Origin of the sequence: Arthrobacter sp. B1805 (genome assembly GCF_002929745.1) — a bacterium.
Classification (GTDB): Bacteria; Actinomycetota; Actinomycetes; order Actinomycetales; family Micrococcaceae; genus Arthrobacter_D.
Window position 1 is genome coordinate 133037 of the sequence record NZ_PJIQ01000008.1, and the last position, 26567, is coordinate 159603.

General features: G+C 67.6%; 27 protein-coding genes. 5 read left to right on the forward strand and 22 right to left on the reverse strand.

Annotated features, from left to right (window positions below; all coding sequences use genetic code 11):
• Positions 1–50: 50 nt before the first annotated feature.
• From CXQ96_RS10845 to CXQ96_RS10855, 3 genes are all read right to left on the reverse strand, one after another.
• Positions 51–1163, reverse strand: a complete 1113-nt coding sequence (locus CXQ96_RS10845; protein ID WP_104118139.1) for an NADH:flavin oxidoreductase/NADH oxidase — start codon at positions 1161–1163, stop codon at positions 51–53.
• Between the two features lie 76 nt (positions 1164–1239).
• On the reverse strand, positions 1240–2190 hold the full coding sequence (locus tag CXQ96_RS10850; RefSeq protein ID WP_104118054.1) for a tetratricopeptide repeat protein: 951 nt from the start codon (positions 2188–2190) through the stop codon (positions 1240–1242).
• A gap of 54 nt (positions 2191–2244) precedes the next feature.
• Positions 2245–4038 (reverse strand): hypothetical protein, encoded by a 1794-nt coding sequence (locus tag CXQ96_RS10855; RefSeq protein ID WP_146070864.1) that lies wholly within the window; start codon positions 4036–4038, stop codon positions 2245–2247.
• Between the two features lie 470 nt (positions 4039–4508).
• Between CXQ96_RS10855 and CXQ96_RS10860 the strand changes: the two genes are divergently transcribed.
• The gene (locus CXQ96_RS10860; protein WP_258059061.1) at positions 4509–5699 is read left to right on the forward strand and encodes an AI-2E family transporter; all 1191 of its coding nucleotides are present in this window, start codon (positions 4509–4511) and stop codon (positions 5697–5699) included.
• 10 nt (positions 5700–5709) lie between these two features.
• On the opposite strand, the gene CXQ96_RS10865 is transcribed toward CXQ96_RS10860, so the two are convergent.
• Both CXQ96_RS10865 and CXQ96_RS10870 read right to left on the reverse strand, forming a co-directional pair.
• Positions 5710–6519, reverse strand: a complete 810-nt coding sequence (locus CXQ96_RS10865; RefSeq protein WP_104118056.1) for an alpha/beta hydrolase — start codon at positions 6517–6519, stop codon at positions 5710–5712.
• 92 nt (positions 6520–6611) lie between these two features.
• Positions 6612–6935 carry a hypothetical protein gene (locus CXQ96_RS10870; protein WP_104118057.1) on the reverse strand — a complete coding sequence of 108 codons (324 nt, stop codon included), beginning with the start codon at positions 6933–6935 and terminating at the stop codon, positions 6612–6614.
• A 101-nt stretch (positions 6936–7036) separates the two neighbouring features.
• Between CXQ96_RS10870 and nucS the strand changes: the two genes are divergently transcribed.
• Both nucS and CXQ96_RS10880 read left to right on the forward strand, forming a co-directional pair.
• Positions 7037–7732, forward strand: a complete 696-nt coding sequence (gene nucS / locus CXQ96_RS10875; RefSeq protein WP_104118141.1) for an endonuclease NucS — start codon at positions 7037–7039, stop codon at positions 7730–7732.
• 44 nt (positions 7733–7776) lie between these two features.
• Complete coding sequence (locus CXQ96_RS10880) at positions 7777–8985, forward strand: N-acetylglucosamine-6-phosphate deacetylase (protein WP_104118058.1); 1209 nt, start codon at positions 7777–7779, stop codon at positions 8983–8985.
• A 32-nt stretch (positions 8986–9017) separates the two neighbouring features.
• Here CXQ96_RS10880 and CXQ96_RS10885 read toward each other — a convergent pair whose 3' ends face one another.
• The 13 genes from CXQ96_RS10885 to CXQ96_RS10945 form a co-directional block, all read right to left on the reverse strand.
• Positions 9018–9449 (reverse strand): DUF2550 domain-containing protein, encoded by a 432-nt coding sequence (locus tag CXQ96_RS10885; protein WP_104118059.1) that lies wholly within the window; start codon positions 9447–9449, stop codon positions 9018–9020.
• Between the two features lie 10 nt (positions 9450–9459).
• The gene (locus CXQ96_RS10890; protein WP_104118060.1) at positions 9460–9753 is read right to left on the reverse strand and encodes a F0F1 ATP synthase subunit epsilon; all 294 of its coding nucleotides are present in this window, start codon (positions 9751–9753) and stop codon (positions 9460–9462) included.
• Between the two features lie 5 nt (positions 9754–9758).
• A complete protein-coding gene (atpD, locus tag CXQ96_RS10895; protein ID WP_104118061.1) occupies positions 9759–11222 on the reverse strand; it encodes a F0F1 ATP synthase subunit beta in 1464 nt (487 codons plus the stop codon).
• Positions 11223–11307: 85 nt separating this feature from the next.
• Positions 11308–12201 carry a F0F1 ATP synthase subunit gamma gene (locus tag CXQ96_RS10900; RefSeq protein WP_104118062.1) on the reverse strand — a complete coding sequence of 298 codons (894 nt, stop codon included), beginning with the start codon at positions 12199–12201 and terminating at the stop codon, positions 11308–11310.
• A gap of 91 nt (positions 12202–12292) precedes the next feature.
• Positions 12293–13927, reverse strand: coding sequence for a F0F1 ATP synthase subunit alpha (atpA, locus tag CXQ96_RS10905; protein WP_104118063.1), 1635 nt, complete (start codon positions 13925–13927; stop codon positions 12293–12295).
• Between the two features lie 98 nt (positions 13928–14025).
• Positions 14026–14838 (reverse strand): F0F1 ATP synthase subunit delta, encoded by an 813-nt coding sequence (locus CXQ96_RS10910; protein WP_104118064.1) that lies wholly within the window; start codon positions 14836–14838, stop codon positions 14026–14028.
• Complete coding sequence (locus tag CXQ96_RS10915; RefSeq protein ID WP_104118065.1) at positions 14838–15392, reverse strand: F0F1 ATP synthase subunit B; 555 nt, start codon at positions 15390–15392, stop codon at positions 14838–14840. The genes CXQ96_RS10910 and CXQ96_RS10915 overlap by 1 nt, the downstream gene beginning before the upstream one ends.
• Before the next feature lie 50 nt (positions 15393–15442).
• Positions 15443–15658: an ATP synthase F0 subunit C gene (locus tag CXQ96_RS10920; RefSeq protein ID WP_019481292.1), complete on the reverse strand. Its 216-nt coding sequence runs from the start codon at positions 15656–15658 to the stop codon at positions 15443–15445.
• Between the two features lie 75 nt (positions 15659–15733).
• The gene (gene atpB / locus CXQ96_RS10925; protein ID WP_104118066.1) at positions 15734–16555 is read right to left on the reverse strand and encodes a F0F1 ATP synthase subunit A; all 822 of its coding nucleotides are present in this window, start codon (positions 16553–16555) and stop codon (positions 15734–15736) included.
• 85 nt (positions 16556–16640) lie between these two features.
• Entirely contained in the window at positions 16641–16958 is a 318-nt protein-coding gene (locus tag CXQ96_RS10930) for an AtpZ/AtpI family protein (protein WP_104118067.1), read from the reverse strand.
• Positions 16951–17511, reverse strand: a complete 561-nt coding sequence (locus CXQ96_RS10935) for a hypothetical protein (protein WP_181036433.1) — start codon at positions 17509–17511, stop codon at positions 16951–16953. The genes CXQ96_RS10930 and CXQ96_RS10935 overlap by 8 nt, the downstream gene beginning before the upstream one ends.
• Before the next feature lie 148 nt (positions 17512–17659).
• Complete coding sequence (locus tag CXQ96_RS10940) at positions 17660–18682, reverse strand: glycosyltransferase family 4 protein (RefSeq protein ID WP_258059043.1); 1023 nt, start codon at positions 18680–18682, stop codon at positions 17660–17662.
• On the reverse strand, positions 18679–20658 hold the full coding sequence (locus CXQ96_RS10945; protein ID WP_104118068.1) for a nucleoside-diphosphate sugar epimerase/dehydratase: 1980 nt from the start codon (positions 20656–20658) through the stop codon (positions 18679–18681). The genes CXQ96_RS10940 and CXQ96_RS10945 overlap by 4 nt, the downstream gene beginning before the upstream one ends.
• Before the next feature lie 208 nt (positions 20659–20866).
• Between CXQ96_RS10945 and CXQ96_RS10950 the strand changes: the two genes are divergently transcribed.
• Together CXQ96_RS10950 and CXQ96_RS10955 are read left to right on the forward strand one after the other, a co-directional pair.
• Complete coding sequence (locus tag CXQ96_RS10950; RefSeq protein WP_219816127.1) at positions 20867–21862, forward strand: glycosyltransferase; 996 nt, start codon at positions 20867–20869, stop codon at positions 21860–21862.
• Complete coding sequence (locus CXQ96_RS10955; RefSeq protein ID WP_104118070.1) at positions 21859–22803, forward strand: NAD(P)-dependent oxidoreductase; 945 nt, start codon at positions 21859–21861, stop codon at positions 22801–22803. Before CXQ96_RS10950 ends, CXQ96_RS10955 begins: the two co-directional genes overlap by 4 nt.
• 22 nt (positions 22804–22825) lie before the next feature.
• On the opposite strand, the gene CXQ96_RS10960 is transcribed toward CXQ96_RS10955, so the two are convergent.
• The 4 genes from CXQ96_RS10960 to prfA all read right to left on the reverse strand — a co-directional run bounded on the left by CXQ96_RS10960 (position 22826) and on the right by prfA (position 26559).
• Entirely contained in the window at positions 22826–23515 is a 690-nt protein-coding gene (locus CXQ96_RS10960; RefSeq protein WP_104118071.1) for an L-threonylcarbamoyladenylate synthase, read from the reverse strand.
• A 97-nt stretch (positions 23516–23612) separates the two neighbouring features.
• Positions 23613–24608, reverse strand: coding sequence for a glycosyltransferase family 2 protein (locus tag CXQ96_RS10965; protein WP_308662779.1), 996 nt, complete (start codon positions 24606–24608; stop codon positions 23613–23615).
• Positions 24605–25477: a peptide chain release factor N(5)-glutamine methyltransferase gene (prmC, locus tag CXQ96_RS18870; protein ID WP_258059045.1), complete on the reverse strand. Its 873-nt coding sequence runs from the start codon at positions 25475–25477 to the stop codon at positions 24605–24607. The genes CXQ96_RS10965 and prmC overlap by 4 nt, the downstream gene beginning before the upstream one ends.
• A 2-nt stretch (positions 25478–25479) precedes the next feature.
• Complete coding sequence (gene prfA, locus CXQ96_RS18875; RefSeq protein WP_258059046.1) at positions 25480–26559, reverse strand: peptide chain release factor 1; 1080 nt, start codon at positions 26557–26559, stop codon at positions 25480–25482.
• Between the last annotated feature and the right edge of the window lie 8 nt (positions 26560–26567).

Here is a 26567-nt window from a genome sequence, read left to right on the forward strand (position 1 = left end):
CCGACCGCCCTCGTCATCCCAAAGGAGGAGAAGGGCGCTGGTTCACCCGGTCAGAAGGTTCCTGCTCGCTCGTACTGCGGCGCGGGAACGAGGTCATGACCCAGTTCGTGTGCAGCCCGCATCCACCAGTGCGGATCGCGCAGCGCGGCACGCGCAATCAGGACGACGTCGGCCCGCTCTTGGCGGATCACCTCATCCGCCTGGCGCGGCTCGCTGATCAGGCCGACGGCGCCGGTAGGAACACCGGAGGACCGCACCTCCTCGGCGAGTGCGACCTGATAGCCCGGGCCGACCGGAATCGATGCTGCCGGAACCGCACCTCCGGACGACACGTCCACGAAGTCGACACCCTCCTCGGCCGCGCGCTTGGCGAGCCGAGCGGACACCTCGCCGTCGATCCCTCCCTCGGTCCAGTCGGAGGCGGATATCCGCAGCAGGAGTGGCATCGACTCGGGGATGACGCGCCGCACTTCCCGAATCACCTCGAGAGTCAGGCGGAACCTCGCGTCCTCCGAACCTCCCCAGGCATCCGTCCGTGTGTTCACCAGGGGTGACAGGAACTGGTGCAGCAGATAGCCGTGCGCGGCATGGATCTCGATGGTGTCGAACCCTGCGTCGACGGCGAGGGCGGCTGCGGCTCCGAAATCGCGGATGACCTCGTCGATGTCCTCGTCCGTCATCGCGCGGGGCGCCGCATACCTGCCGAAGGCCTCGTCAGTAGGGCCGACGGTCTGCCAGCCCCCCTCGGCCTCGGGGACGGAGTCGTGCTTGCCGCTGAAGGGCCAGTAGGTCGATGCCTTGCGCCCGGCATGCGCCAGCTGCACGGCGGTTTTCGTACCGATCGCACTGTGCTCGTGGATGAAATCGTTGATCCTGCGCCACGCGTCGGCCTGTTGCCGGGTGTAGATCCCCGCGTCGCGCGGGCTGATCATCCCCTCATGGCTCACGGCCGCAGCTTCGGTGATGATGAGCGCGGCTCCCCCCGTGGCGAATTGCCCGAGGTGCACGAGATGCCAGTCCGTCGGCACGCCGGGGGCGGTTGCCGGGTCGCAGGAGTACTGGCACATCGCCGCGACCCATCCGCGGTGGGGCAGGTCGAGCGACCGGAGCGTCATCGGGTCGAAGAGGCCGGGGGTGCCGGTCCGTGCAGCTGCGGAAGTCATGACATCCTTCGGATCGTCTGCGTGGAGCATCGTTGACAAGGGAACGGACCGTGAGCGGAACCTGACGGGTCCGGGGTCAGAAGAGGGCGCGGGCGAGCGCGCTGCGCGCCTTCGTCACTCGAGGATCGGCGACGCCGACGACGTCGAAGAGGTCCAGCAACCGCTTCCGCGCCGTTTCCCTGTCCTCACCTGCGGTGCGCCCTACCAGCGCGATGATGCGGTTGAAGGCGTCCTCCACATGGCCCCCCACGAGGTCGAGGTCGGCAACCGCGAGTTGGGCCTCGACGCCCTCGGGCTCATCGGCCCCCCGCTGCCGGACCTCGGCGGCGTCCACGCCCTCGACGCGCTGCATCAGTTCGACCTGCGCGAGCCCGGCCTTCGCGTCGGCGTCGGCGGGCTGCTCGGCGAGCGCCCGGCGATAGGCTGCTGCGGCGGCGGCATAGTCCCCGCGCTCGATCGCGTCGAACGCTTCCTGGTGCAGCGGCGGCAGCGGCGGTTCCTCCGCTGTTCCGGGCGCGGGCCGGGTGCCGTCATTGAGGGTTCCGGTCACACCGTTGGCCTCGGCGACCTTCATGAGCTCGTCCAGGTACGCGCGGATCTGTGCGTCCGGGAGGACGCCCTCGAACAAAGGCACCGGCTGGCCCTTCACCACGGCGACGACCGTCGGAGCTCCCTGCGCCTGGAAGGCCTGGGCTATCTGCGGCTGGGCCTGCAGGTCCACGTTCGCGAGCAGCATGCGGCCGTCCGCCTCGACGACCACTGCTTCCAGCACTGAGGTCACCTGGTTCGACTGCTCGCTCCACGGTGCCCGGAGGTTGACGACGACCGGAACCTGGGACGAGAGCTGTACCAGCTGCGGGAACGTCTGCTCCGTCACCTCGACGATGTAGGGGCTGGGAGCCGCAGCTGCCTGCGCCGCCGGTCGAGCCGCCGCGTCGGCGCGTGCCTTCAGGGCGGACAGGTCGACTGCTCCCCGCAGGTTCATGGTCGACGGCGGCAATCCGCCCCGCTGTGCTGGTGTGGACAATGCTCTGCCTTTCTCTGGCTGCTGGTCGAACCTGGACTGCTGTCGGCGTCAGCTTCAGCGGAGCGTGGCCGACAGCAACTGCTGGGCTGCGCCGATGACCCGTATCCTGTCGTCGCTTCCGGCGGGCGGTACGTACATCATCACTGCCTCACCGTAGTTGACGTCGATGCCCTTTTCGCTGGTGTCCTGACCGGTCAGGGACTGGTAGACGGTTCCCTTCAGGTCGATGGTGTCGCCTTCGGCCTTCGGGATGCTGGAGTAGGTGTGGGTGAGGTACCCGAAGACCATCGCCCCGCCGTCGCCCGTCAGCAGCGCCTGCGTGCGGTCCGGCTGGGCCTTGTGCGTGAAGGTGATGTTGGCGGCCTGGTTGCCCGGGTCGGCGACGACGCTCGACTGGAACTCGGTAATCGCCTCCGCGAAGGAGTTCTTCTCGAATGTCTCGGCGTGCGCCCCGCCGGGCGTCGTGAGGAAGTCGGCGATGGACGCCACCGCGTCCTGGGGCGCAGTAGCGAGCGCACCGGCCTCATCCAGCGGAACCGGACCGCTTGCGCCGGGAGCGGCGGGTGACGGGAAGGTGCTGCCGGGCAGCATCTGCACCGCCGACGTCAGCTTGTAGTTCTCGCGGGGGGACTCCTGCACGAGCAGGAGCGCCTGTGGTACAGGGTTGTCGTCGCCCTGGGTGAGGGCGACGATGGTCCGCGGCCACTCGGTATCGGTCGGGATCATGCTCAGGCGGACGGGCTCGGCCGCGACGGGGGCGGGGGCAGCTGCCTGTTCGTCCTTGGTACGCACGGCGTAGGCGCCGGTACGGAGATCCAGCGCCGCACCGTCGGCACGGGCGGCGAGCCGCTTCGCGTCGGAGGCAGCGTCGGCGTCCGACACTGTCGATGCCACAGCTGCCAGAATGCGTTCGAGCTGACTGTCGAGGACGACTGGCGGACCGCTGGCCGCACTGCCAGCGGAGGGCGCTCCCTCGGCAGCCGGGTTGGACGACGCGGTGGGTGAGGACGTGGACGACGCCGTCGGCGAGGCAGTCGATGAGGCGGTCGAGGTGGCAGTGGAGGTGGCCGACTCGGACGGTGACGGTGTCGTCGTCGCCATTCCGGGCGCGATGCCCAGCAACGATCCGGCACCCACGAGCCCGGTGACGACCAGGATCGAGCCCGGAGCAGCGATCGAAGGCGATCCCTGCGAGGAACCGGTCCGGGCATGCCGACGGGCGTACGAACGTGTGCCCTCGGCAGCATCACCGCTGCGACCGCCCCGGCTGCGCGGAGCGATGAAGAGCAACGCGATACCGAGAACGACCACGAGCGCGCCCCCGATGATGAGTGGCAGTGCGAAGGGGGTGGACTGGTCGTTCGGGCGTGTGACGGAGACCTGCGTGGGCGCCGGTGCCTCGCCGTCGGCCGCGAGGAGGATCGACCAGTCGCCCTCGACGGGTTCGCTCCAGCGATAGGTCAGGGTTCCGTCACCCGGCTCCTCGCTGATCCAGAGGTCGCTGCCGCTGGGATCGGGCACGGTCTCCTCACCGTCGGAGTACTGGGAGGACAGTGCGTCCTCGCTGATACCGGTGACGCTCAGGTGCGCCGCCTCCCCGACCCAGGCCTCGACGTCGGACGATCGTCCGACGGCGAAGGTGAAGGGGCCATCGGCTTCCACTGTCACCTCCACGGGTCCGCTCGCGTCACCACGCGCACCGGGCTCGATCACCGTGACGGGTGCGGACTCGACGTCCTGTGCCACACTCGCTGTGACCGTCTCGGCCGGAGCCCAGATGGTCCGCTGCCCGATGCCGAGGAGCATCAGCAGGAGACCTGCGACGATGATCGGTACTGCTGTCTTCACACGCACTGGTTGCCTATCGTTGTCCGTTACGGCGGACCGCGTGGCCCCTTCCGCTCTGATGACCCGGCGCAGCGTATGCCGCACCGGTGCCGACTCAGGAATAGTCACTCAATGGTAACGAAGTTCGCCGGTCCGGCACGGGCGGTGTGCACAGCCTCACGTCCGGAGGCAGGCGGTGTGCACAGCCTCACGTCCGGAGGCAGGCGGTGTGAGGGATCGCGCGCCCGGGACGCCGGCCGTGCCTCGTCAAGAGAATCGCCGAAATGTTCCCGGCTGTTAGGGTTTCGCTAGTCGGACAACCCGCGGTAGAGGCACCGCTCACGTGAAAGCAGAGCTCTTCGTTGACAGACCACCAGGACGTCCCGCTGGACCAGCCGCTCCCGCGACCAGAGCCTGCCGGAAGCAACGAGGACGCGCACCTGGGCACCGAGACCCCGCGTGCAGCGAGCGTCGCCGCACCGCCGTCCACCCTGCGGTCGCTGTTCACGCTCGCTCGCAGATCCCTCCCGACCGCACAGCCCAGGCCGCGCTTCGAGTTTCCCCCCACACCTGACCCGGTACCGGTCGACCCTGATGTCGCCCTCACGGACGAGCGGCTCAAGTTCGGGGATCCCTATCCGAGGAGCATGAAGTCCCACCCCATCCACTTCGGCTTCATGGTGAGCGTGGGGGTGGGCCTGGCGCTGCTTGCCTTCTTCATCATCACCAATGTGGGTCAGCTCCTCGTCTGGATCGGCGCAGCGCTCTTCATCGCGCTCGGGCTGGATCCGATCGTCCGGTCGCTCGAGGCGAAGCGGGTACCCCGGCCGGCGGGCATCGCGGTCTCCCTTCTGGTCCTCGTGGGGATCGTCGTGGGGTTCTTCGCGCTGCTCATCCCGACCATCGTGAACCAGTCGTCGCAGATCATCGAACGCGCACCGGGCTATGCGGACGATTTCCTCAATTCCGAGTTCTTCACCACCGTGGACGAACAGTTCCAGGTCCGCGAGCGGGTGAGTTCCGAGATCGACAAGTTCTTCGCCAACAGCGAGGCCGTCGGAGGAATCTTCGGCGGCGTCCTGGGCGTCGGGACAGTGATCGTCAACGGCCTCTTCGGAGCCTTGGTGATCCTAGTCCTCGCACTGTACTTCCTGGCGTCCCTTCCCTCGATGAAGAAGTGGGCGTACAGGCTTGCCCCGCGCTCCCGCCGCCCCCGCGTCGAGGTCCTGTCCGAGGAGATCACCCGCAGTGTCGGCATGTACGTGATCGGACAGGCATGCGTCGCACTGCTGAACGGCACGTTCGCTTTCATCGTCATGTCGATCGCGGGGGTCCCGTTCTCGGTGCTGCTCGCCTTCGTCGTCGCGCTGCTGGCGTTCATCCCGCTGGTGGGTGGCACGATCGCCGCCGTCCTCGTGAGCCTGATCGCCTTCACCGTGGGCTGGCACACGGCGCTCCTGTTCGCCATCCCGTACGTCGCCTACCTGCAGTTCGAGGCGTACTTCATCTCCCCGCGCATCATGCAGCGCGCGGTCGCTGTCCCTGGTGCCGTGGCGGTCATCGCCGTCATTGCTGGCGGCAGCCTTCTCGGTGTCCTCGGCGCCCTGATAGCCATCCCCACGGCAGCGGCCGTGATGCTGCTCCTCAAGGAAGTCTTCATCGCTCGCCAGGACAGCCAGTAGGCCTGCCCGTTCAGCCGGCGGGGAGCGGCGCCGGCGCGACGGCGGCCGGTCCCGTCCACTGCGAGGGCAGCGGGAGTTCGACGTCGGGGCGGACGACGGCGACGATCTCGTTGAGCGCCCGAGCGGCGTACTTCTCCCCCACCCACAGGTGCTTCGCTCCTTCGATCCCCGTGACATCGGCCTGCGGCACGCGCGAGAAACGATCAGCCGCCGCGTCGGGCACCAGGTAGTCGTCGAACTCGGGGACCAGTACCTTCAGGGGCAGCCCGCTCGCGCCCCAGGCATCGAGGTCGTCGTCGCCCGCGCGATGCAGCGGCGGAGACAGCAGGACCGCCCCCTCGATCAGCTCCGCTACCGGATCCTGGGCGCCGTACTTGAGGCACAGTTCGGTGCCGAACGACCATCCGACGAGCCAGATGTTGTGGAGACCCTGCGCGACAGCCCAGTCGACCGCTGCCTGCAGGTCGAGGCGTTCCCCGTTGCCGCCGTCGAACTCGCCCTCGCTGCAGCCGCGCGGGGAGCAGGTACCGCGGGTGTTGAACCGGAGGACCGCGATCTCGGCCAGCGCCGGCAGCCGGAAGGACGCCTTCTTGTAGACGTGGGAGTCCATGAATCCGCCGTGCGTCGGCAGGGGATGCAGCGTGACGAGGGTGGCCTTGGGCGCGCGCCCGACCGGCGCCGCGAACTCGCCGACAAGCGTCAGGCCGTCCGCGGTGCGCAATTCGATGTTCCGGCGCTCCGCCGGCAGCACCGTGGAGGCGCGGATCTCGATGGGTTCGGGGCTGGTCGAGAACGTGTAATCGGGGGTTTCGCTGGCCATTGCCCCAGTCTAGGTCTGACGGCAACCGGGTTCAGCATGGGCGACGGTTGTCAGTGTCGTGAGCTCAGTGGCGGAAGCTCAGTGGCGGAAGCTCAGTAGCGGAAGCTCCGGGTCTGCCAGCACCTCAGATGCCAGTGCCTCCGGTCGGCCAGGGCCGTCTCGGGGCCGAACAGGGAGTCCTCGCGCCACACGACGAGATGGGCGATGCCCGGCGGGATCGACGAGTGGCAGCCGGGGCAGGTATAGGTCTTGGCCGCGTTCCGTTCGGTGATCCGCCGCACCGACCACTCACCGTCGGGCGCCGATTCCCGCATCGGCAGTCCCGCTCGCGCCCGCTCCAGATCCACCTCCGGCGTAGCCCCCCATTTGGCGCGTGAGGAGCCGCGGGGACGATTCGGGCGATTGGAACGGGGCACGGTCCAAGTCTGCCTGATACGGCCCCCGGAACAGGACACCCGGAATGCTCCCCGCGCACCCGGCGAACATGATCGAAGCCGCGGCCGGTAGAGTTTCCGTCGTGCGTCTTGTCATAGCCCGCTGCTCCGTCGACTACATCGGCCGCCTCCGTGCCCATCTCCCGCTGGCCACCCGGCTCCTGATGGTGAAATCGGACGGATCCGTCCTGGTGCACTCCGACGGCGGCTCCTACAAGCCGCTCAACTGGATGAGCCCTCCAGCTACCCTGCGGGTGAGCGCGCCGGATGACGCCGACCGCGCCGAGGGGATCACCGAGGTATGGACCGTGCAGCATGCAAAGAGTGACGACCGGCTCGTGATCAGCATCCGGGAGCAGTTGCACGATTCGTCGCACGATCTCGGTGTAGACCCCGGGCTGGTGAAGGACGGCGTCGAAGCGGACCTCCAAAGGCTCCTCGCGGAGCAGATCGAGCTCCTGGGCGCCGGCTACTCCCTCATCCGACGCGAATACATGACGGCGATCGGACCCGTGGACATCCTCGCGCGCGACGCCGAGGGACGGACCGTCGCGATCGAACTCAAACGGCGCGGTGACATCGACGGCGTCGAACAGCTCACCCGCTACCTCGAGCTGCTGAACCGCGACCCGCTCATGTCGCCGGTGCGCGGAGTCTTCGCGGCGCAGCAGATCAAGCCCCAGGCGCGCGTGCTGGCGACCGATCGTGGTATCGACTGCCTGACGCTCGACTACGACGCGATGCGCGGCGTGGACGACAGCGAATCCCGCCTGTTCTAGTCCGCCGCCCCGGGCCCGCGGCGCCGACCGCCTAGAATCGGACCATGGCCCTCGCGAGCAGCACGCCCACTGCACTGTCCGGACGACTGGTGACCGAATCAGGGATCATCGACGACGGCGTCCTCCGTTGGGACGGCACCCGCGTGGTCGAGGCCGGGCCCTCCGCCGGCGCTCCGGGCGGCCGGCAGCTACCCGAGGGATACCTCATTCTTCCGGGGCTCATCGACCTCCACTGCCACGGCGGAGGGGGCGGCGACTTCACCTCCGGTTCGGGTGACGACGTCGAACTGGCCGCCCGGCACCTGCACCGCGCCGGGTCGACGACCGTCCTCGCCAGTACCTGCGCCGCGCCCCTGGAGGAACTGGAAGCGGCTTTCGAGAGGCTCGCGACGGCGGCCGAAGCCGGGCTGGTCGCCGGAATCCACGCCGAGGGTCCTTTCCTCTCCAAGGAACGCAACGGGGCGCACGACACGGCGTTCCTCCTGCTGCCCACGCAGGAGGATGTAGCCCGCCTGGTCGCCGCCGGCCGGGGTCACCTCGCCTCGATGACCTACGCGCCTGAGCTGCCCGGCAGCGACGTTCTCGTCTACGAACTGGTCATGCACGGTGTCATCCCCTCGATCGGGCACACCGACAGTTCGACCGAAGAGACGACCGCTGCGCTCGACCTCATCAACGAGGAGCTCGCATCGACGGGTTTTGCGGGTTTCAGCGGCCGTCCTACGGCCACGCACCTCTTCAACGCGATGCCCGCCATCCACCACCGCTCCCCCGGGCCGGTGCCTCTGCTGCTGCAGCGCGCACGTGCCGGAGAGATCGCCGTCGAGCTCATCGCGGACAACGTGCATTTGCATCCCGAGACGGTGCGCATGGCCTTCACGATCGCCGGGTCCGAGAACATCTGCCTGGTGAGCGACTCGACTGCTGCGGCAGGCTGTACCTCAGGCGTTTTCCGCCTGGGACGGAGCGAGGTAGCCGTCGTCGACGGCTCAGCGGTGCTCACGGCTACCGGTGCCCTTGCCGGAGGAGCAGGCAGCCTGCTCGACGTCGTGCGCTGCACCGTGGAGGCAGGAGTCGGCATCGTCGATGCGGTCCGGTCCGCGACCGCCGTTCCGGCCTCCGTGCTGGGACTGGCCGACGAACTCGGGGCGTTGCGGAGCGGGTTGCGGGCCGATGCCGTCGTCGTGACCCCGGACCTCGAGCTGGCGGGCGTCCTGCGCGGCGGTGTGTGGATCAGGCCGCTGGAGGACTAGGCCATGCGGTCGACGCTTCACCCAGCGCTCGACTACCGCCAGGTTCCGACGCCGATCACCGGGCCGGCCTCGATCCAGGAGGAGAGGCCTGCGTAGACGTCGTACTTCATTGCCAGGTCGAAGGGCTCACCCTTGTAGGCCAGCTGGACGATGATGGCCCCCGGCTGGATCCGCACGCGTTCCGCATCCGTCGGTGCACGCCACCCCTCGACTTCGAGGGAGCTGCGCAGGAAGCGGAACTTGGGGATGGGACTGAGCGAAAGAAGACTGAGCCACTCGAGGTTGTTGTCCGTATAACGACAAACCCCCACCCGCCAACCCTTGGGGGGAAGACGGATGGAGGCGTCGAAGGTGCCGAGGGCACGGTTGAGCTGGTATCGACGGAGGAGGAAGGCGCCGATCACGAGCACGAGGAGGCCGAAGACGGCCGCAAGGCAGATGAACGTCACACCCAGAGCCTCCACGCCGGAAACCCTAGCGGGATTCCGATGTCACCGAACCGCCGACCTTGGCGTTGTCCGCCACGATCACCACGCGGTTGGAGTCGACCGAGAAGAAGCCTCCGTCCACACCGACCACCAGGCGCTCACCATGAACAGGCTCCACCGAGAGTTCGCCTGCTTCGAGGATCGCCAGGATGGGCGAGTGACCGGGAAGAATCCCGATCTGCCCGTTGGCAGTGCGTGCGTTGACCATGCGCGCCGCGCCCGACCACACGAAGTGGTCGGCCGCGACGATTTCGACCTCGAGTTCGCCGTTCGATGCCATCGGCGTTACTTTCCGGTCTGCTCTTGGATCTTGGCCCACTGGCGCTCGACATCATCGAGGCCACCGACGTTGAAGAACGCCTGCTCCGCGATGTGGTCGAGATCGCCGTTGCAGATCGCCGAGAAGCCCTCGATGGTGTCCTTGATGGAGACCGTCGAGCCTTCCACGCCGGTGAACTGCTTGGCGGTGTAGGTGTTCTGCGAGAGGAACTGCTGGATACGACGCGCACGCGCGACGATGACCTTGTCCTCTTCGCTGAGCTCGTCGATGCCGAGGATCGCGATGATGTCCTGCAGTTCCTTGTTCTTCTGAAGGATCTGCTTCACCCGGACGGCCGTGTTGTAGTGGTCGTGGCCGATGTACTGCGGGTCCAGGATGCGCGACGTCGACGCGAGCGGATCCACGGCCGGGTACAGGCCGCGGGACGCGATCTCGCGTGACAGTTCGGTGGTGGCATCGAGGTGCGCGAAGGTGGTTGCCGGAGCCGGGTCGGTGTAGTCGTCGGCAGGAACGTAGATCGCCTGCATGGACGTGATCGAGTGGCCCTTGGTGGAGGTGATGCGCTCCTGGAGGAGGCCCATCTCGTCCGCCAGGTTCGGCTGGTAGCCCACGGCGGACGGCATGCGGCCCAGGAGGGTCGACACCTCCGAACCGGCCTGGGTGAACCGGAAGATGTTGTCGATGAACAGCAGCACGTCCTGGTTCTGGACATCGCGGAAGTACTCCGCCATGGTCAGTGCTGAGAGCGCCACGCGCAGACGCGTTCCAGGCGGCTCGTCCATCTGGCCGAACACGAGGGCGGTGTCCTTGAGGACGCCCGCCTCTTCCATCTCGACCCAGAGGTCGTTGCCCTCACGGGTGCGCTCACCGACACCGGCGAACACCGAGGTGCCACCGAAGTTGCGTGCTACACGCGTGATCATCTCCTGGATCAGGACGGTCTTGCCCACGCCGGCGCCGCCGAACAGGCCGATCTTTCCACCCTTGATGTAAGGGGTCAGGAGGTCGATGACCTTGATGCCGGTCTCGAGCATCTCGGTCGAACCCTCGAGAGACGCGAAGTTCGGCGCCTTGCGGTGGATGGGCCAGCGCTCAGTGATCTCGAGAGCGGACTCCTCGATGTCCAGCGGCTTGCCGAGGACGTTGAAGATGTGGCCCTTCACGCCGTCGCCGACGGGTACGGAGATCGCTGCTCCGGTGTCCTGCACGACCGTGCCGCGGACGAGTCCGTCGGTGGCCTGCAGGGAGATGGCACGCACGAGGTTGTCGCCGAGGTGCTGCGACGTCTCGAACGTGATGAGGCGTGTCTCGCCGTTGAGGGTGACCTCGGTGGTGAGTGCGTTGTACATTGCGGGGATTGCGTCGGCCGGGAACTCGACGTCGACAACCGGGCCGATGACACGTGCAATACGGCCGGTGGCGCCGGGGGCAACTGAGTCCGTACCGTGTTCAACAGTCTGGGCAGTCATCTCTCTCACTTCATTTACGTAGATGGCGTGGAACTAAGTCTAGCTGTGCACCCGACGCCCCCGAAGGGTCCGGGCGGGAAGGACGTCAGGACGCGCTCAGCGCATCCGCGCCGGCCACGATCTCCGAGAGCTCCTGGGTGATCTCGGCCTGACGGGCGGTGTTACGCAGGCGGGTGTACTTCTTGATGAGTTCCGTCGCGTTGTCTCCGGCGGACTTCATGGCGCGCTGCCGTGCGGCAAGTTCACTCGCGGCTGCCTGGAGCATCGCCGCGAAGATCCGCGATTCGATGTACCTCGGCAGGAGTGCGTCCAGGACCTGCTCGGGCTCCGGCTCGTACTCGTACAGGGGCAGCAGATCGCCATCCTGCGGGACCTGCTCGTCCACGACCTCGAGCGGGAGCAGTCGCATGACCGACGGCTCCTGCACGACCATGGAGCGGAACTTCGTGTACACCACGTGGATCTCGTCCACGCCGCCGTCCTCGTAGTCCTTGAGGAAGGTCGACAGGAGCGCCTCACCGACCTCGCGGGCGGTGCTGAACTCGGGAGCGTCGGTAGCGCCGGTCCAGACCTGCTCGTAGCTACGCCCGCGGAAGTCGAAGTAGGACTGCGCCTTGCGGCCGATCAGGTAGGCCTGGATCTCCTTACCTTCGGATCGCAGCGTCTCGAAGAGACCCTCCGCCTGCTTCAGCGCACTGGCGGAGTACGACCCTGCAAGGCCGCGGTCCGAGGCCAGCACCAGCACGGCGGCACGTCGCACCTCACCGTGTTCGGTGGTCAGCGGGTGGTCGATTTCCGACTGCGACGAAACGGCCGACACGGCGCGGGTGATCGCATTGGCGTACGGCAGAGCTGCCGCGACACGCGTGCGTGCCTTGCCGATGCGAGAAGTCGCGATCAGCTCCATCGCCTTGAAGATCTTCCGCGTCGACGTCGTCGACGCGATCTTCTGGCGGTAGACCCGGATCTGGGCTCCCATTCTTGTCCTTTCCTCCGCTCCCGCTCTGGGAAGCGATCAGGCCAGGGTCCTGCGGGCCGGGAGGGGGATTCCCCTCCCGGCCGCGGGTCCTCTAGCGCTTCTGCCTGACGATCTTTTCCTGCTCGACCGAATCGGCGTCGATTGCTTCGTGCTCCTCGTGGCCCGGGCCGAAGCCGTTCGCGCCGGCACCGAAGAAGCCCTGCTTGAAGCCCGTGATCTGGGTCTTCAGCTCATCGACCGTCGAGTCCTCGAGCTTGCCCGTCTGGGCGAGGGTGTTGAGGATCTGCGACTTGTGGCCGAGGTGCTCCAGGAACTCCGTCTCGAAGCGGTTGATGTCTTCGACAGGAACGTCGTCGAGGTAACCGTTCGTTCCGGCCCAGATGGAGACGACCTGCTGCTCGACCGGCATCGGCGAGTACTGGCCCTGCTTCAGCAGTTCCATCAGGCGCGCACCACGCGTCAGCTGCTGGCGCGACGCGGCGTCGAGGTCGGAGGCGAACATCGCGAAGGCCTGCATGTCGCGGTACTGCGCGAGATCCAGCTTCAACGTGCCCGACACCTTCTTCATCGACTTCACCTGGGCGGCACCACCGACACGGGACACCGACACGCCGACGTCCACGGCGGGACGCTGGTTAGCGTTGAAGAGGTCCGACTGCAGGAAGATCTGGCCGTCGGTGATGGAAATGACGTTGGTCGGGATGTATGCCGACACGTCGTTGGCCTTGGTCTCGATGAGCGGAAGACCGGTCATCGAGCCGGCTCCGAGATCGTCGGAGAGCTTGGCACAACGCTCCAGCAGGCGGGAGTGCAGGTAGAACACGTCGCCCGGGTAGGCTTCGCGGCCCGGCGGGCGGCGGAGCAGCAGGGATACGGCGCGGTAGGCCTCTGCCTGCTTCGACAGGTCGTCGAACACGATGAGGACGTGCTTGCCGCCGTACATCCAGTGCTGCCCGATGGCGGAACCGGCGTAAGGGGCGAGGTACTTGAAGCCCGCGGGATCGGAGGCCGGGGACGCGACGATCGTTGTGTACTCGAGCGCGCCCTTGTCCTCGAGGGTCTGGCGGACGGCAGCGATCGTCGATGCCTTCTGGCCGATCGCGACGTAGATGCAGCGCACCTGCTTCGTGACGTCGCCCGAAGCCCAGTTGGCCTTCTGGTTGATGATCGTGTCCACCGCGATGGCGGTCTTGCCGGTCTGGCGGTCGCCGATGATGAGCTGGCGCTGGCCGCGCCCGATCGGGATCATCGCGTCGATCGCCTTCAGGCCGGTCTGCATCGGCTCGTGCACCGACTTGCGCTGCGTGACACCGGGAGCCTGTGTCTCGAGGGCACGGCGTCCCTCGGACACGATCTCGCCGAGGTCGTCGATGGGCTGACCCAGGGGGTCGACCACGCGGCCGAGGAAGGCGTCGCCGACGGGAACCGAGAGGATCTCGCCGGTGCGGTGTACTTCCTGGCCTTCTTCGATTCCGTTGTAGTCACCGAGGACGACGACACCGATTTCACGGGTGTCGAGGTTCTGGGCGAGTCCGAGCGTGCCGTCCTCGAATCGCAGCAGCTCATTGGCCATGACGGAGGGAAGACCCTCGACACGGGCAATGCCGTCGCTGGCGGTGGTCACGCGGCCGACTTCGACGCGCTCCGCGTTTCCGGGCTCGTAGGACGCCGCAAAGTCGTTCAACGCACTACGGACGTCTTCGGCGTTGATGGTCAATTCGGCCATCTCAGTCCCTGCTCTCCTGTGTTGTGATCACCATGGAATGCGTGGCGACCGGTGTGTAATTCAGTGGTTGTGACTGGGAGGTCACGGGCACGGGTGCCCTATCCCGCCAGCTTGCGGCGGAGATCGGACAAGCGCGTGATGACGGTGGAGTCGACCATTTCGTCTCCGACGCTGACACGGACTCCGCCGATGAGTGAGGGATCAACAGTGACGTTGACCTTGAGTTCGCGCCCGTACATGGAGTTCAGTCCCGACACGAGCCGTTCGTACTGGCTTGCCGACAGCGGACGGGTGACGCTGACGTTGGCAATCCAGCGTTGCTGGCGCGCGGCGACCAGTTCCAGGAACCGTTCGACGAGGGCCGCAGGCTTGAGTCCGCGTGGCGAACGCACGGCCTGCGTGATCAGCAGACGAGCTGCCGGTCCGGCCTGCGGCACGAGCTTCAGGCCGAGTTCGACCTTCGCGTCGGCGCCGGCCTGCGCGTCGGATAGGGCCCTCTGCAGGGCATGGTTCGAGGCGACCACCTGGATGAAGGAGTACAACTCGTTCTCGAGCTGTTCCAAGCCCTCCACACCGCTGCCCTGCTCCGCAACCGAGATGACCACGGTCGCCGCGAGGGTCTCCAGGGCATCGCCGATGTCGCGTGCGTTGGCCCAGCGCTCGTTGACGAGATCCCTGACCACGCCGGCCGCCTCCGGGGAGACACGACCGGCGATAAGCTGATCCACCAGCACGGCCTTGTCCTTGCCGGTCCTGGAGGGGTCGGTCAGCGCACGCCGGAGCCCGGCATTGCTGTCCAGGATCGCCAGGACGCCGAACAGGTCCTCGGCGAGCGCCAGGGTCGCTCCGGGCAGTCGGGACTCCAGTCCTTCACGGACTGTTGCCAGGGAGACGCTCGATACTCCTGCCATTACTTCGCTGCACCTGCGCTCTGCGACGAGGACTCGAGATCGGCGAGGAAGCGGTCGACCACGCGCGACGAGCGGGCGTCGTCGGCCAGCGACTCACCGACGATGCGGCTTGCGAGCTCGGTCGCGAGCGTTCCGACCTCGGCACGGAGCGAGACCACAGCGGCCTGCCGCTCGGCTTCGATCTGAACGTGTGCCTGCTCGGTGATGCGAGCGGATTCGGCCGCAGCCTTCTCCTTCAGGTCCGCGAGGATCTGAGCACCTTCGGCGCGGGCTTCCTCACGGATGCGGTTGGCCTCGGTGCGAGCATCCACAAGCTGCTGCTTGTACTCGTTCAACGCTGCATTGGCTTCCGCCTGTGCTGCTTCGGCCTTCGCGATACCGCCCTCGATAGCTGCGGTGCGCTCGGCGAACGTCTTCTCGAACGCCGGCATGACGAACTTGATGACGATGAACATCAGCACGGCGAAGCCGGCCAGCGTCACGAGGAATTCCCACCAGTTCGGTGCGAGCGGGCTCGAGCCCTCCTCCGCTGCCATGATTGCTGCGTTAAGCATTTTTCACCCGTCTTTCTTCAACTGGTCTTCGGTCGATCAGGACGGCGGTATCAGGCGCCGATGACGAAGGCGAAGACGAGGCCCAGGATGGCGAGGGCTTCGGTGAGCGCGAGGCCCAGGAAGGCGATCGGCTGGAGGACACGCTGTGCCTCAGGCTGGCGAGCTACGCCATTGATGTAGGCCGCGAAGACGAGACCCACACCGATACCACCGCCGATTGCGGAGAGACCGTATCCAACGAGGTTGAGGCTACCCTGTACTTCCATTGTGTTCCTTTCAAGATGCCGCCTTGATGCGACAGGTTGTTTGGGATCATCCCCGACGGGGAAGACTTGTGTGAATCAGTGGGCGTCGGCGTGCAGAGCGCCTTCGATGTAGATCGCAGCGAGCAGCGTGAAGACGTAGGCCTGCAGGATCATGATCAGGGCCTCCAGCATGTACATCGCGACCGCACCGACGAGGACCAGGACGCTCGTACCCTGCAGCAGGATGTTGCCCGTGGAGACCATGTACTCGATCGCGGAACCGGCGAGGGTCACGATGAGGTGCCCTGCGAGCATCGTCGCGAAGAGTCGGAGCGAGTGCGTCACCGGCCGGACGATGAAGTTCGAGATGATCTCGATCGGCACCACGATGGGGAGGATGTACCAGGGAACACCCGACGGTACGACTGCGAGCTTGAAGTAACGCAGGCCGTGCTTCTTGATGCCGATGCCCACCCAGAGGAGGTAGAAGATCGCCGCGATCGCGTAGGCGCTGCCGGGGTGCGAGAAGCTGGGCAGCTGCAGGAACGGGATGGCACCGAAGATGTTGTTCACGAGGACGAAGAAGAATGCGGTGAAGAGCCACGGCACGTACTTCAGGAAGTCCTTACCCCCGATGATGTCCTTGCCGATCGAGTTCCGCACGAATCCGTAGGCGGACTCCCCCAGGAACTGCACTTTGCCCGGAACCAGCTGGCTGCGGCGGGAGGCGATCAGGAAGAAGGTCGCGATGAGGACCACCGACAGGATCACCATGAGCATCTGCTTGCCGAAGCCGGGATCGAACCAGACTCCGTAGGCATCGCCCCAGGGAAGGATGTCCCGATAGTGGGTGTCCTCGATTGTCGGGGCTACGAATCCCTCTTCGGTAGTTGCGGCCGGGAGCGCAAGCGCGATCAACGCGTTTCCTCTCTGCAGTGTCCATCGTTGGGCAAGATCTGTTCGGCCGCAGGGTGACTGGTCCGACTCGTTAAGTTATGGGGATTCACTCGGATTCAGCCTCGGCACCGGAAGTGGTCCGGGATCCGCTCGGCGAATTCGGTGTGTGGTCCCGGGTGAGGTTGTGCTTGTGGGAGAGATAGAAACCCCCAGCTGCACCTAAGAATGCTCCCGCCAGCACCAACCAGCGCGTGTCGAGGAGATTATCCAGCCCCCAGCCTATCAAACTCCACACCAGGATCCCGCCAATCATGTAGCTGAAGACGGCTATGCCCGCGTTGTAGCCGCCGTTCGAATACCGGGCGTCATCCTGCCGGGGAGGGGTGCCCGAAGCGTCCTCGCGACGTGGCGCGGCCTCATCCATCACGGCGTCCTTCGGCAGGGGTCTCGGCGGGGGCGAGCGACGGAGCGGCCGACGACGTACCGGATGACAGGCCGTCCGCTACCGCCGCGGCATCGGCGTCGTCGTAGAGGGGTGTCCTGACACGGGAGAAGGCGAAGACCTCGGCGACCTGCCAGGCGATGACGGTCGCGAGCGCCCCGCTGAAGAACCAGGTGCGGTCGAGCCACCCCGGGGTCCCGAGGAAGAACAGGACGGCCGCGAACCCGACGACCTTGATCGCATAGGTGACGGCGAACAGCCCGAGGGCACCGGAGGGGTTCGTCCGGCCCGTGTAGTGCCCGATCAGGAGGCTGATGCCGAAGAAGGCGATGACGACGACGGCCCCGAATCCGACGCTCAGTGCGGCGGCGGGGGACGTGACGAACGCGGCGACCACTGCGAGGAGCAGTGCGATTGCTCCACCCGAGGCGGCGCTCCTGGCGAGGATTCCCAGCCAGGGGGACGCCGTGGCGCCCGACGCCGTCACGCGGTTCTGGTTCTCGTTCCCGGTGGCCGGGTTCTCCGGTCGTGGCACGTTCTGTCCGCTCTGTCGGCTGCGCCGTCCGGCGCCCTGCTGGCCCTTTCCGACGGCGTCGGGAGGGCTGGCGCCGGGTCGGCGGGAATGACGTCGTCGTGCCCGGCGCCTGAAATTCTACAGCACCACGAACATCCGGCCCCGGCCGTCAGGCCCCGGCTGCTGCCCTTCGGCGGGCGAGCGCACGGAAGATCCGCGGAGAGTAGAGGTAGAGGGCGACGACGACGGCGGCGAACAGGGAGGCCGACACCGCGCGCGGCGCGGATGCAGTGGCGGCCACGAATCCGGCCGCTCCTGTCAGCGCGGAGACCACGCTGACGAGGACGGACACCTGCACATGGCTGAGCCCGGTGTCCGTGAGGCGCTGGTACACGTGCTGGCGGTGGGCGGTTGCCAGGTGCTCCCCCCGGCGGGCCCGCCTCAGGAACGTGGTGAAGGTGTCCGCGAGGTAGATCAGTACCGGTGAGAGGAGGTACTCGAGGTAGACCCCGGCGAGCAGCCCCGTCACGGCGATCGCGGCGATGGACGCGCCCAGCAGGTAGCTCCCGACGTCACCGAGGAAGACGAATCCCCTGCCGAGGTTCCAGGGGAGGAATCCCGCAAAGGCCGCAGCGACGACGAGCCCGGCGACCGTCAGCCACGACTGGTCGCTGAGCATCCCGGCGAAGGAGTAGAACAGGCCGACGACGACACCGTGCATGCCCGAGATCCCGTTGATGCCGTCCATGAAGTTGGCGGCGTTGATGTACGTCGCGACGGCGATCGCGCCGATCGGCACCCACCAGTAGCTGCTGTTGTCGATCGTCGTAGCGAGCACCGCGGTACCGACGGCACCCACAAGGAGTTGCGCCCCGGCACGGACGCGGACCGAGAGCCCCCGGAAGTCCTCGATCCACCCGAGCGTGGCGGCGGCCGCGACCATGCCCATGACGACCAGGATGAGCGAGCGGTCGACGGCGACGAGTCCCGTCGCCAGCGACAGCGCAAGGGCGACGAGGATCGCCACCGCGACGGCGACCCCCATGCCCCGGATGACGGTCGTCGTGTGCGAGGAGCGGTTGTTGGGTATGTCGATGACGCCCAGCCGCTTCAGCATGGGCTTGACGACGACGGGCAACGCGAGCGACAGCCCGAGCGCGGTCAGCCCGATCAGGACGAGGAGCCAGATCACGACACCACTCCCCCGGCGTTCGAGGTCGGCTGCGCGGCGGGTGCAGCAGGTCGTTGATCCGTGCGGGTGGGCGAGGTTCCAGCCCTCTTCGTTCCCGCTGATCCAGGCTCCTTGGAGCCTGGCGCGCCGGGCGCTTCGGCGGTGATGCTGGTGTGGACCTGCGTGAAGCCGCCCTCGGTCTTCCACTTCTTCAGGCTCAGTTGCTGCGGGTCCAGGGGCGCAACCGACGTGTGGGAGATCTTCGGGTGCAGCGGCCGCGAGTCGCTCTCGCCGACGCCGATGAGGTCCTCGTGCATCTTCTCGCCGGGCCTCAGGCCGGTGAACACGATGTCGATGTCCTTGCCGGACATTGCGATCATCCGCTGGGCGACGTCGAGGATCCTGACCGGCTCGCCCATGTCGAGGATGAGGACCTCCCCTCCCCTGCCGATCGCGCCCGCCTGGACGACGAGCTGGCACGCTTCCGGGATGGTCATGAAGAAGCGCGTGACCTCGGGGTCCGTGACGGTGATCGGTCCGCCGTTGCGGATCTGCTCGGTGAACAGGGGCAGCATGGACCCGCGACTGCCGATCACATTGCCGAAACGCACGGAGACGTACTTCTGCCCGGTGCGCTCCGCATGCCAGGAGGTCAGCTTCTCCGAGACGCGCTTGGAATGCCCCAGGACGCTCGTCGGATCGGCAGCCTTGTCCGTCGAGATGTTGACGAAGTTGGTGACGCCGACCGCCGCCGCGGCCCGGAGCACGTTGAGCGAGCCCTGCACATTGGTCTTCCAGGCCTCCTCCGGGTACTGCTCCAGCAGGGAGACGTGCTTTAGTGCGGCGGCATGGAAGACGACCTGGGGCTTGCGGTCCTCGAAGATGTCCAGCAATGCGTCGGCGTCCCGGATGTCGGCCAGCACGGTGTCCCGTCCCGTCAGCAGTCCGCGGCCCGTCATGGAGATCTGGGTCGACTGCAGTCCGGTCTCGTCGCGGTCCAGCATGATGAGCTCCGCCGGCTCGAACCCCGCGAGCTGGCGGCACAGCTCGGAACCGATCGAACCGCCTGCCCCGGTGACCAGGACGCGCTTGCCCGTGATGTACCCGGCCACTTCGTCCGGGTGGATGTCCACGGGCCGGCGCCCGATGAGGTCTTCCACGGCCACCTCACGGAAATCCGCCATGCCCGCGCCCGCGGCGCCGAGCATGTCGCGCAGCGGCGGCAGGACGAGCACCTTGATGCCGAGGCCCGCCACCAGATCCGAGACCCGCCGCACCTGCGCGGCCTCGACCTCCGCGAAGGCGATCACGAGTACCGAGGCCTGGGTCCTCGCGACGATCTCGGGCAGGTCGTCGACACGTCCCAGCACGGGGACGGTGGACAGCCGCAGGTGCTTCTTCGCGGGATCGTCGTCGATGAGACCGACCGGGAAGTAGGGAGAGTCGGGATCCTGCATCATCCGGCCCACGAGTGAATTGCCGAGGAAGCCGGCTCCGTAGATAAGGGTCCGCTGGGCGTTCTCCCCCGGCTTGGCCTTGCTCTCGACGTACATGCGCTTGAGGTAGCGGGTAGCGGCAAGGAACATGCAGGCGAACGGGAACGCGATGATGCCGATGCTGCGCGGAACCTCGATCACGGTGAAGAACGCGACGCTGACGAGCACCAGGATCACGGCGACGAGCACGGCGACGACGACCAGGAGCCGCGCCTCGTGGAAGCTTCCGAAGCTGTACCTGCCGCGGTACAGGGCGAAACTGAGACCCACGAGCAGCTGGGCGATGACGGCGACGGCGCAGAACACCGCGATGCCCGGAACATTGACCTCCTTGACCAGGAGTTCGTAGCGCAGGATTAGTGCGAGGAGGATGGCGACGATCCAGGCGGCGGCGTCGAGCAGGTACTGCGACCACAGCCAGATCGCCGGCTTGTCGCCGGTGGATGCGCCTGCGGTGGAGCCTGGTGTCCGGGCGGGAGCCCGGCCTTCGTTGAGTCCCATGATTCCTAACGGTGTCATGCAGGCTGTCACCGCGCTCCGACCAGAATGAGCATCCGGCGGGGCAGGAACCTCCGGCACCGCTGGTGCCGGGCCCGGCCCGGCAGGGGTGGAGCACGGTGTAATAGACTGCTACTACCCGAGAATACTAACTGCACCACCCGTGCCGGACCCGATGCACGGTGCCATGGCGCGGCCCGGAAGGAACACGTTGCACGTCGCTGACGCAAGCAATCCCCGCGTGTTCATCGTGATCACCACCTACAACCGCGCCACTCATCTGCAGGAACTCCTCAGCTCGATCGCCGGCCTCGATCCGGCCCCCGCCGGCGTCGTCGTCGTCGACAATGCGAGCACGGACAACACGGCGGAGGTGCTCGGCGCCCTCGACCTCCCGGTCCCTGTCATCGTCGAACGCCTGCCCCGCAACGTCGGCGGATCGGGCGGTTTCGCGGCCGGGGCGGCCCGCGCGCTGGACGAGGGCGCCGGGTGGCTCTGGCTCATGGATGACGACGTCGTCGTGCTGCCGGACGCACTGGCCTCCTTCGCGCCCTGGATGCCCCGCTACTCCTGCATCCACGGCCGCCGCTACGACCACGCGGGTAACCCCTTCTTCTGGCAGCACATCCTCAATGAGACCATCGGAGTCCACCTGCCCGTCCGTGGGGACGTCTTCCAGCAGTCGCCCGTGTTCCACACCAATGTCGGCTGCTTCGAGGGAATGCTGGTGTCCGCGGACGTCGTCCGCGAGATCGGCCTGCCCGACGCACGGTTCTTCCTCAACGGCGATGATCTCACCTACGGCTGGCTCATCTCGCAGCGGTACCCGGTGGCCTACGTCGATGCTTTCGTCCTGCGGAAGACACGGGCGCAGCGCCAGGTGGACCTCGGAGTCCGACACCTCAACGACTCGAGCGACCTGTCCAGGTTCTGCGGCATGCGCAACCGGGGTCACCTCGCGCGCTACCTGCAGCTCCACGGGCGCTACAGCAGGCTCGGTTTCGGCGTCGGAACCCTCCTGTCCGCTGCGAAGGAGATCATCCGGCTGGTCGCCGTCGAGCACTCACTCGCCGGCTCGTCGTCCGTGTGGCGCGGCTGGCGCGCCGCGCGGACCATCCTGCGTGATCCTGACTGGCAACCGGAGCCGCCCCTGGAGCCGCAGCCGCGACGGACGGCCGACGCCGACCGGCCGGGGGCGGCACGATGAGCTGGCTCGTCCTCGGCGGTACCGGCTTCGTCGGCTCCGCCGTGCTGCACGCCCTGCATTCCGCCGGTTTCGAAGCGCACGCTGCCCGGGCGCCACGCCTGACGACGGCGGCGGACACTCCCACTGCCCTTCTCGAGGCCGCGGCGGTCATCGACATCACGGAACTGCTGGCCGCGATCCGCGGTCACGACGTCGTCGTCAATGCGGCAGGACTGGCAACACCGTCCTCGGCCGGAGGCGACGGCCTGCTCGGGGCGAACGCCCTGCTTCCCGCGGTCGTCGCCCGCGCCGCTGCAGCGGCGGGCGCCCGGCGCGTCATCCACCTGAGCAGTGCCGCCGTGCAGGGGCGGACGCCGGTCCTGGACGAGACCGACGCCGTCCGGCCCTTCTCCGCGTACTCGCGCAGCAAGGCGCTCGGTGAGCAGGCACTGGCCCTGGCTGCGGACCGGGAACCCGCGGTATCGGTCGTCACGATCCGCGCCACGTCGGTGCAGGGACAGGGACGACCGACGACGACGGCACTCGTGCGGCTCGCCCGTTCTCCGCTGGCGTCGGTGGCTTCACCCGGAGACGCGGCATCGCCGATCACGTCCGTCGACGCGCTCGCCGAACTGGTGTTCGCCGTCGGCCGGCACGAGGGCCCTCTTCCGGCCCGGGTGCTGCAGCCCTGGGAGGGACTCACTGTCCGGTCGGTGCTCGAAGCGGCCGGCGGGCATCCGCGCGTCCTGCCTGCCGGGTTGTGCAGGATCGCGGTCGGGATCGGATATGCACTGTCAGCCCTGGTCCGCGGGCGCCTCGACGGTCATGTCCGGCGGGCCGAACTCATGTGGTTCGGGCAGGACCAGGTGGCGGGTTGGGCCACCGACCACGGCCTCGAACCGACGGCGAGGGTGCAGTCCGTACTCGCCGCGGCAGCAGGGGCGCGGTCGGACGCCGCCTGACCCTGGCCCACCTGCCGGTCCGCTACCGATCCCGCCGGATGCTTTCTTCCCCGTCGATGCCGTCGATCCCGACGACTCCTGGAACGACCTCGCGCAGGCGCTCCAGCGACAGCGTGCCCTGGCGAACGACGCGCAGTACCTCGCCGGTCGCGTCCACGATCGTGGAGCCCGTCCCGTCGCCGGACGTTCGCGGCCCGGCGTCGAGGTACACACTCACGGACTCGGCGAGCTGGGCTGCGGCATCCGCTGCCGTCGTCGCGGCGGGCTGACCGGTCCGGTTCGCGGAGGACACGGCGAGCGGGCCCGTGAGCGTGAGCAGTTCCAGGGCGACGTCGTCGTCCGGCATGCGCAGGGCAACCGTTCCCAGGGTGTCCCCGAGGTCCCAGGTCAGGGAGGGCTGCGCGTGGAAGATCAGCGTGAGGCCGCCGGGCCAGAACGCCTCCGCGAGCCTGCGGGCATCCGGGTGGACGTCCGTCGCGAGGCCGTCGAGTGTCTGGATCCGCGGAATGAGGACGGGCGGCGGCATGTTCCGGCCCCGGCCCTTGGAGGCTAGCAGCGTGGCGACCGCCTGCGGGGAGAAGGCGTCCGCGCCGATCCCGTACACCGTGTCGGTCGGCAGGACGACACACTGCTTGAGCGACACGGCGCGCTGGGCCGCAGCGAGTCCTTCCGTGCGCTGGGCGGGATCTGAGCAGTCGTAGCTAGTGGTCACGGGTTCATCCTTCCATTCCCGGCGGGGACTCTGCACATCGCGATCCTGCTGCGTTCCACCAGCCCCTGATCCGATCGGCGGAGCCCCTTCTGAAGCATCAGGCCGACGGCGGCGGACCGAATCCCGAGCCGCGAAGCCCGGCGGAATACGCGGCGAACCAGGCACGCAGTCCCTTGAGGTCACCGTGAGTGAGGAAGTAATAGGGGAACCCGATGACGTCGGCGCCGAACCATCGGAGGTTACGGTACTTCCGGGCGAGGTAGGCCCGATTGCGGAAGTAGGAGAAACGCTTGAACTCGCCGTCCGGGATGACCGGGGTGATGAACCCACCGAAGATCGGCTTCATTTCCGACCAGGTGGCAGGGTGCCGGACAGCCACCGTGGCCAGCGTGCCGTACTTCAGGCCCGCCCTGCGGACACGTGCGAGGAAATCCACCTCGTCGCCGCGGATGAAGAACTTCATGTCCGGCAATCCGATCCTAGAGAACACGTCCGCACGGATCAGTGCACCGTTGAAGAAGTGCACCATGTTGGGCAGGTACCCCATCGGCTCCAGGACGGCGCGGTCGTTCGTGAGCAGTCCGTTGATACGGAAGTTGAAGGACAGCCGGGTCGGGTCCGAGGTCGCGGCCACCAGCGGGCTCACGATGTCCAGATCGTGCTCGTGGGCCGCGCGGAGCAACTCGGCGAGGCACCGCTCGTCCTCCGGGTGGCCGTCGTCGTCCATCAGCCAGATCCACTGCGCACCGCTTGCGATGGCCGCGAGGATGGCGAAGGCGAAACCGCCGGCACCGCCCAGGTTGGCCTCGGAGCGCAGGTAGTGGATCGGGGCTCCGGCCTCCCCTGCAGGGCCGGAGTTCGCCGCACGTGCCGCGTCGACCACGGCGGTCGCCGGCTGCGTGCCCGAGTCCACCAGCGCCACGGTCCGGATCGGTGCACTCTGCACCGCCAGGGAGCGCAGGAGTTGTGCCAGCTCCTCGTGGCGGTCGTAGGTGACGGCCGCGACGGCAACGGTGTCGGTGATGCCGTCGCCGGCGCCGTCGGCCCTGTCGCTGGCGCCGTCGCTGGAAGCGTCCGTGGTGCGGTCCGTCATCGTGCTGCCTTTCGGGTCGGGTCCAGCGGGACCGGGGTGGGATCGAGCACGGCGCTGGTCGCCCTGTCGCGGCCGCTGAGGTCCTGGTGGGTCGAGATCGACGTCCACACTCCCGCCTGCTCGAGGAACGAGGCGACCCAGGGTGCCTGCACCTCCGCATGCTCCATGACGAAGTAGCCACCCACCCGGAGGAGGCGAGCCGCCGAAGCAGCGGCCGCACGGGGCAGCTGCATGCCGTCCGCTCCCCCGCCGTAGAGCGCCATCTGCGGATCGTGCTCCGCCACCTCGGGCTCGTTGGGCACCGCGTCCGCGGGGATGTAGGGCGGATTGGACACGACGATGTCGAAGGTGCCGTCGTGCTCGGGGAGCGCCGTGGCCAGATCGCCCTGGACGAGCCGCACCCCGAACGGCGCCAGATTGGGACCGGCCCAGGCCAGCGCGAGGTCGCTGAGTTCGACGGCGTGGACGTCCGCGCCGGGCACTTCGTCGGCGACCGCCGCCGCGATCGCTCCGGATCCGGTCCCCAGATCCACGATCTTCGGATTCTGCAGCCCGGCTGCACGGTCGATGACCAGCTGCGCGACGGTCTCGGTCTCGGGCCGCGGCACGAAGACGCCAGGCCCGACGGCGAGTTCGACGCGCCGGAAGGACGCGGTGCCGGTGAGGTGCTGCAGCGGCACGCGGCGGGCGCGCTCGTCGACGATTTCCTCGAAGCCCGCCGGCGTCTCCGCCCCGGTCAGCGCCAGGGCGCGCAGCCGGCCGCGGGAGACCCCGAGGAGGTGGGCGGCGAGGAGCTCGGCATCCACGCGGGGGCTGGGCACGCCGGCCTCGCGCAGCCGCCGCTCGGCTGCCCGCAGGGCTTCCTCCACTCCTACTCGTCCGAGCCGATGGCGTCCAGGCGTGCCTGCTCGTCCATCTCGATCGCGGACTGCACCACGGGCTCGAGCTCGCCGTTCATGACGGCATCGAGGTTGTAGGCCTTGTAGCCCGTGCGGTGGTCGGCGATGCGGTTCTCCGGGTAGTTGTAGGTGCGGATACGCTCCGAGCGGTCCATGGTGCGGATCTGCGACTTCCGGATGTCCGAGTTCGCGGCATCGATCTTCTCCTGCTCGTGCGCCAGGATGCGTGAACGGAGAACCCGCATCGCTGCTTCGCGGTTCTGCAGCTGCGACTTTTCGTTCTGCATCGCGACGACGATCCCGGTGGGAAGGTGGGTGATGCGCACGGCGGAGTCCGTGGTGTTGACGGACTGCCCACCGGGCCCCGAGGACCGGTAGACGTCGATCTTCAGGTCGTTCTGGCTGATCTCGACCTCTTCCGGCTCGTCGACCTCGGGCAGCACGAGGACGCCTGCCGCCGAGGTGTGGATGCGGCCCTGCGATTCGGTGACCGGCACGCGCTGCACGCGGTGCACGCCGCCTTCGAACTTGAGCCGGGCATAGACGCCCTCGGCAGGATCGTTCGAGGACCCCTTGATGGCCATCTGGACGTCCTTGTAGCCGCCGAGGTCGGACTCGTTCGCCGAGATGAGCTCGGTCTTCCAGCCCCGGGACTCGGCGTACCGCGCGTACATCCGCAGCAGGTCGCCGGCGAACAGGGCGGCCTCGTCGCCACCCTCGCCACCCTTGACCTCGATGATGACGTTGCGGCCGTCGTTGGGGTCGCGCGGGATCAGCAGGCGGCGCAGTCGCTCCTGCGCCGTCGCGAGCTGCTCCTGCAGCACAGGCACCTCTGCAGCGAACTCGGGGTCCTCGGACGCCATCGAGCGGGCCGCCTCGAGGTCGTCGTTGAGGGCGGCCCATTGGTTGTGCGCGTCGACGATGCGGCCGAGCTCCGCGTACCGCCGGCCGAGCTTCCGTGCCAGCGCCTGGTCGGTGTGCACAGCGGGATCGGCGAGCTGGTCCTGCAGCTCGGAGTGTTCGTCGAGCAGCCCCTGGATGGACTCAAACATCGGGTGTA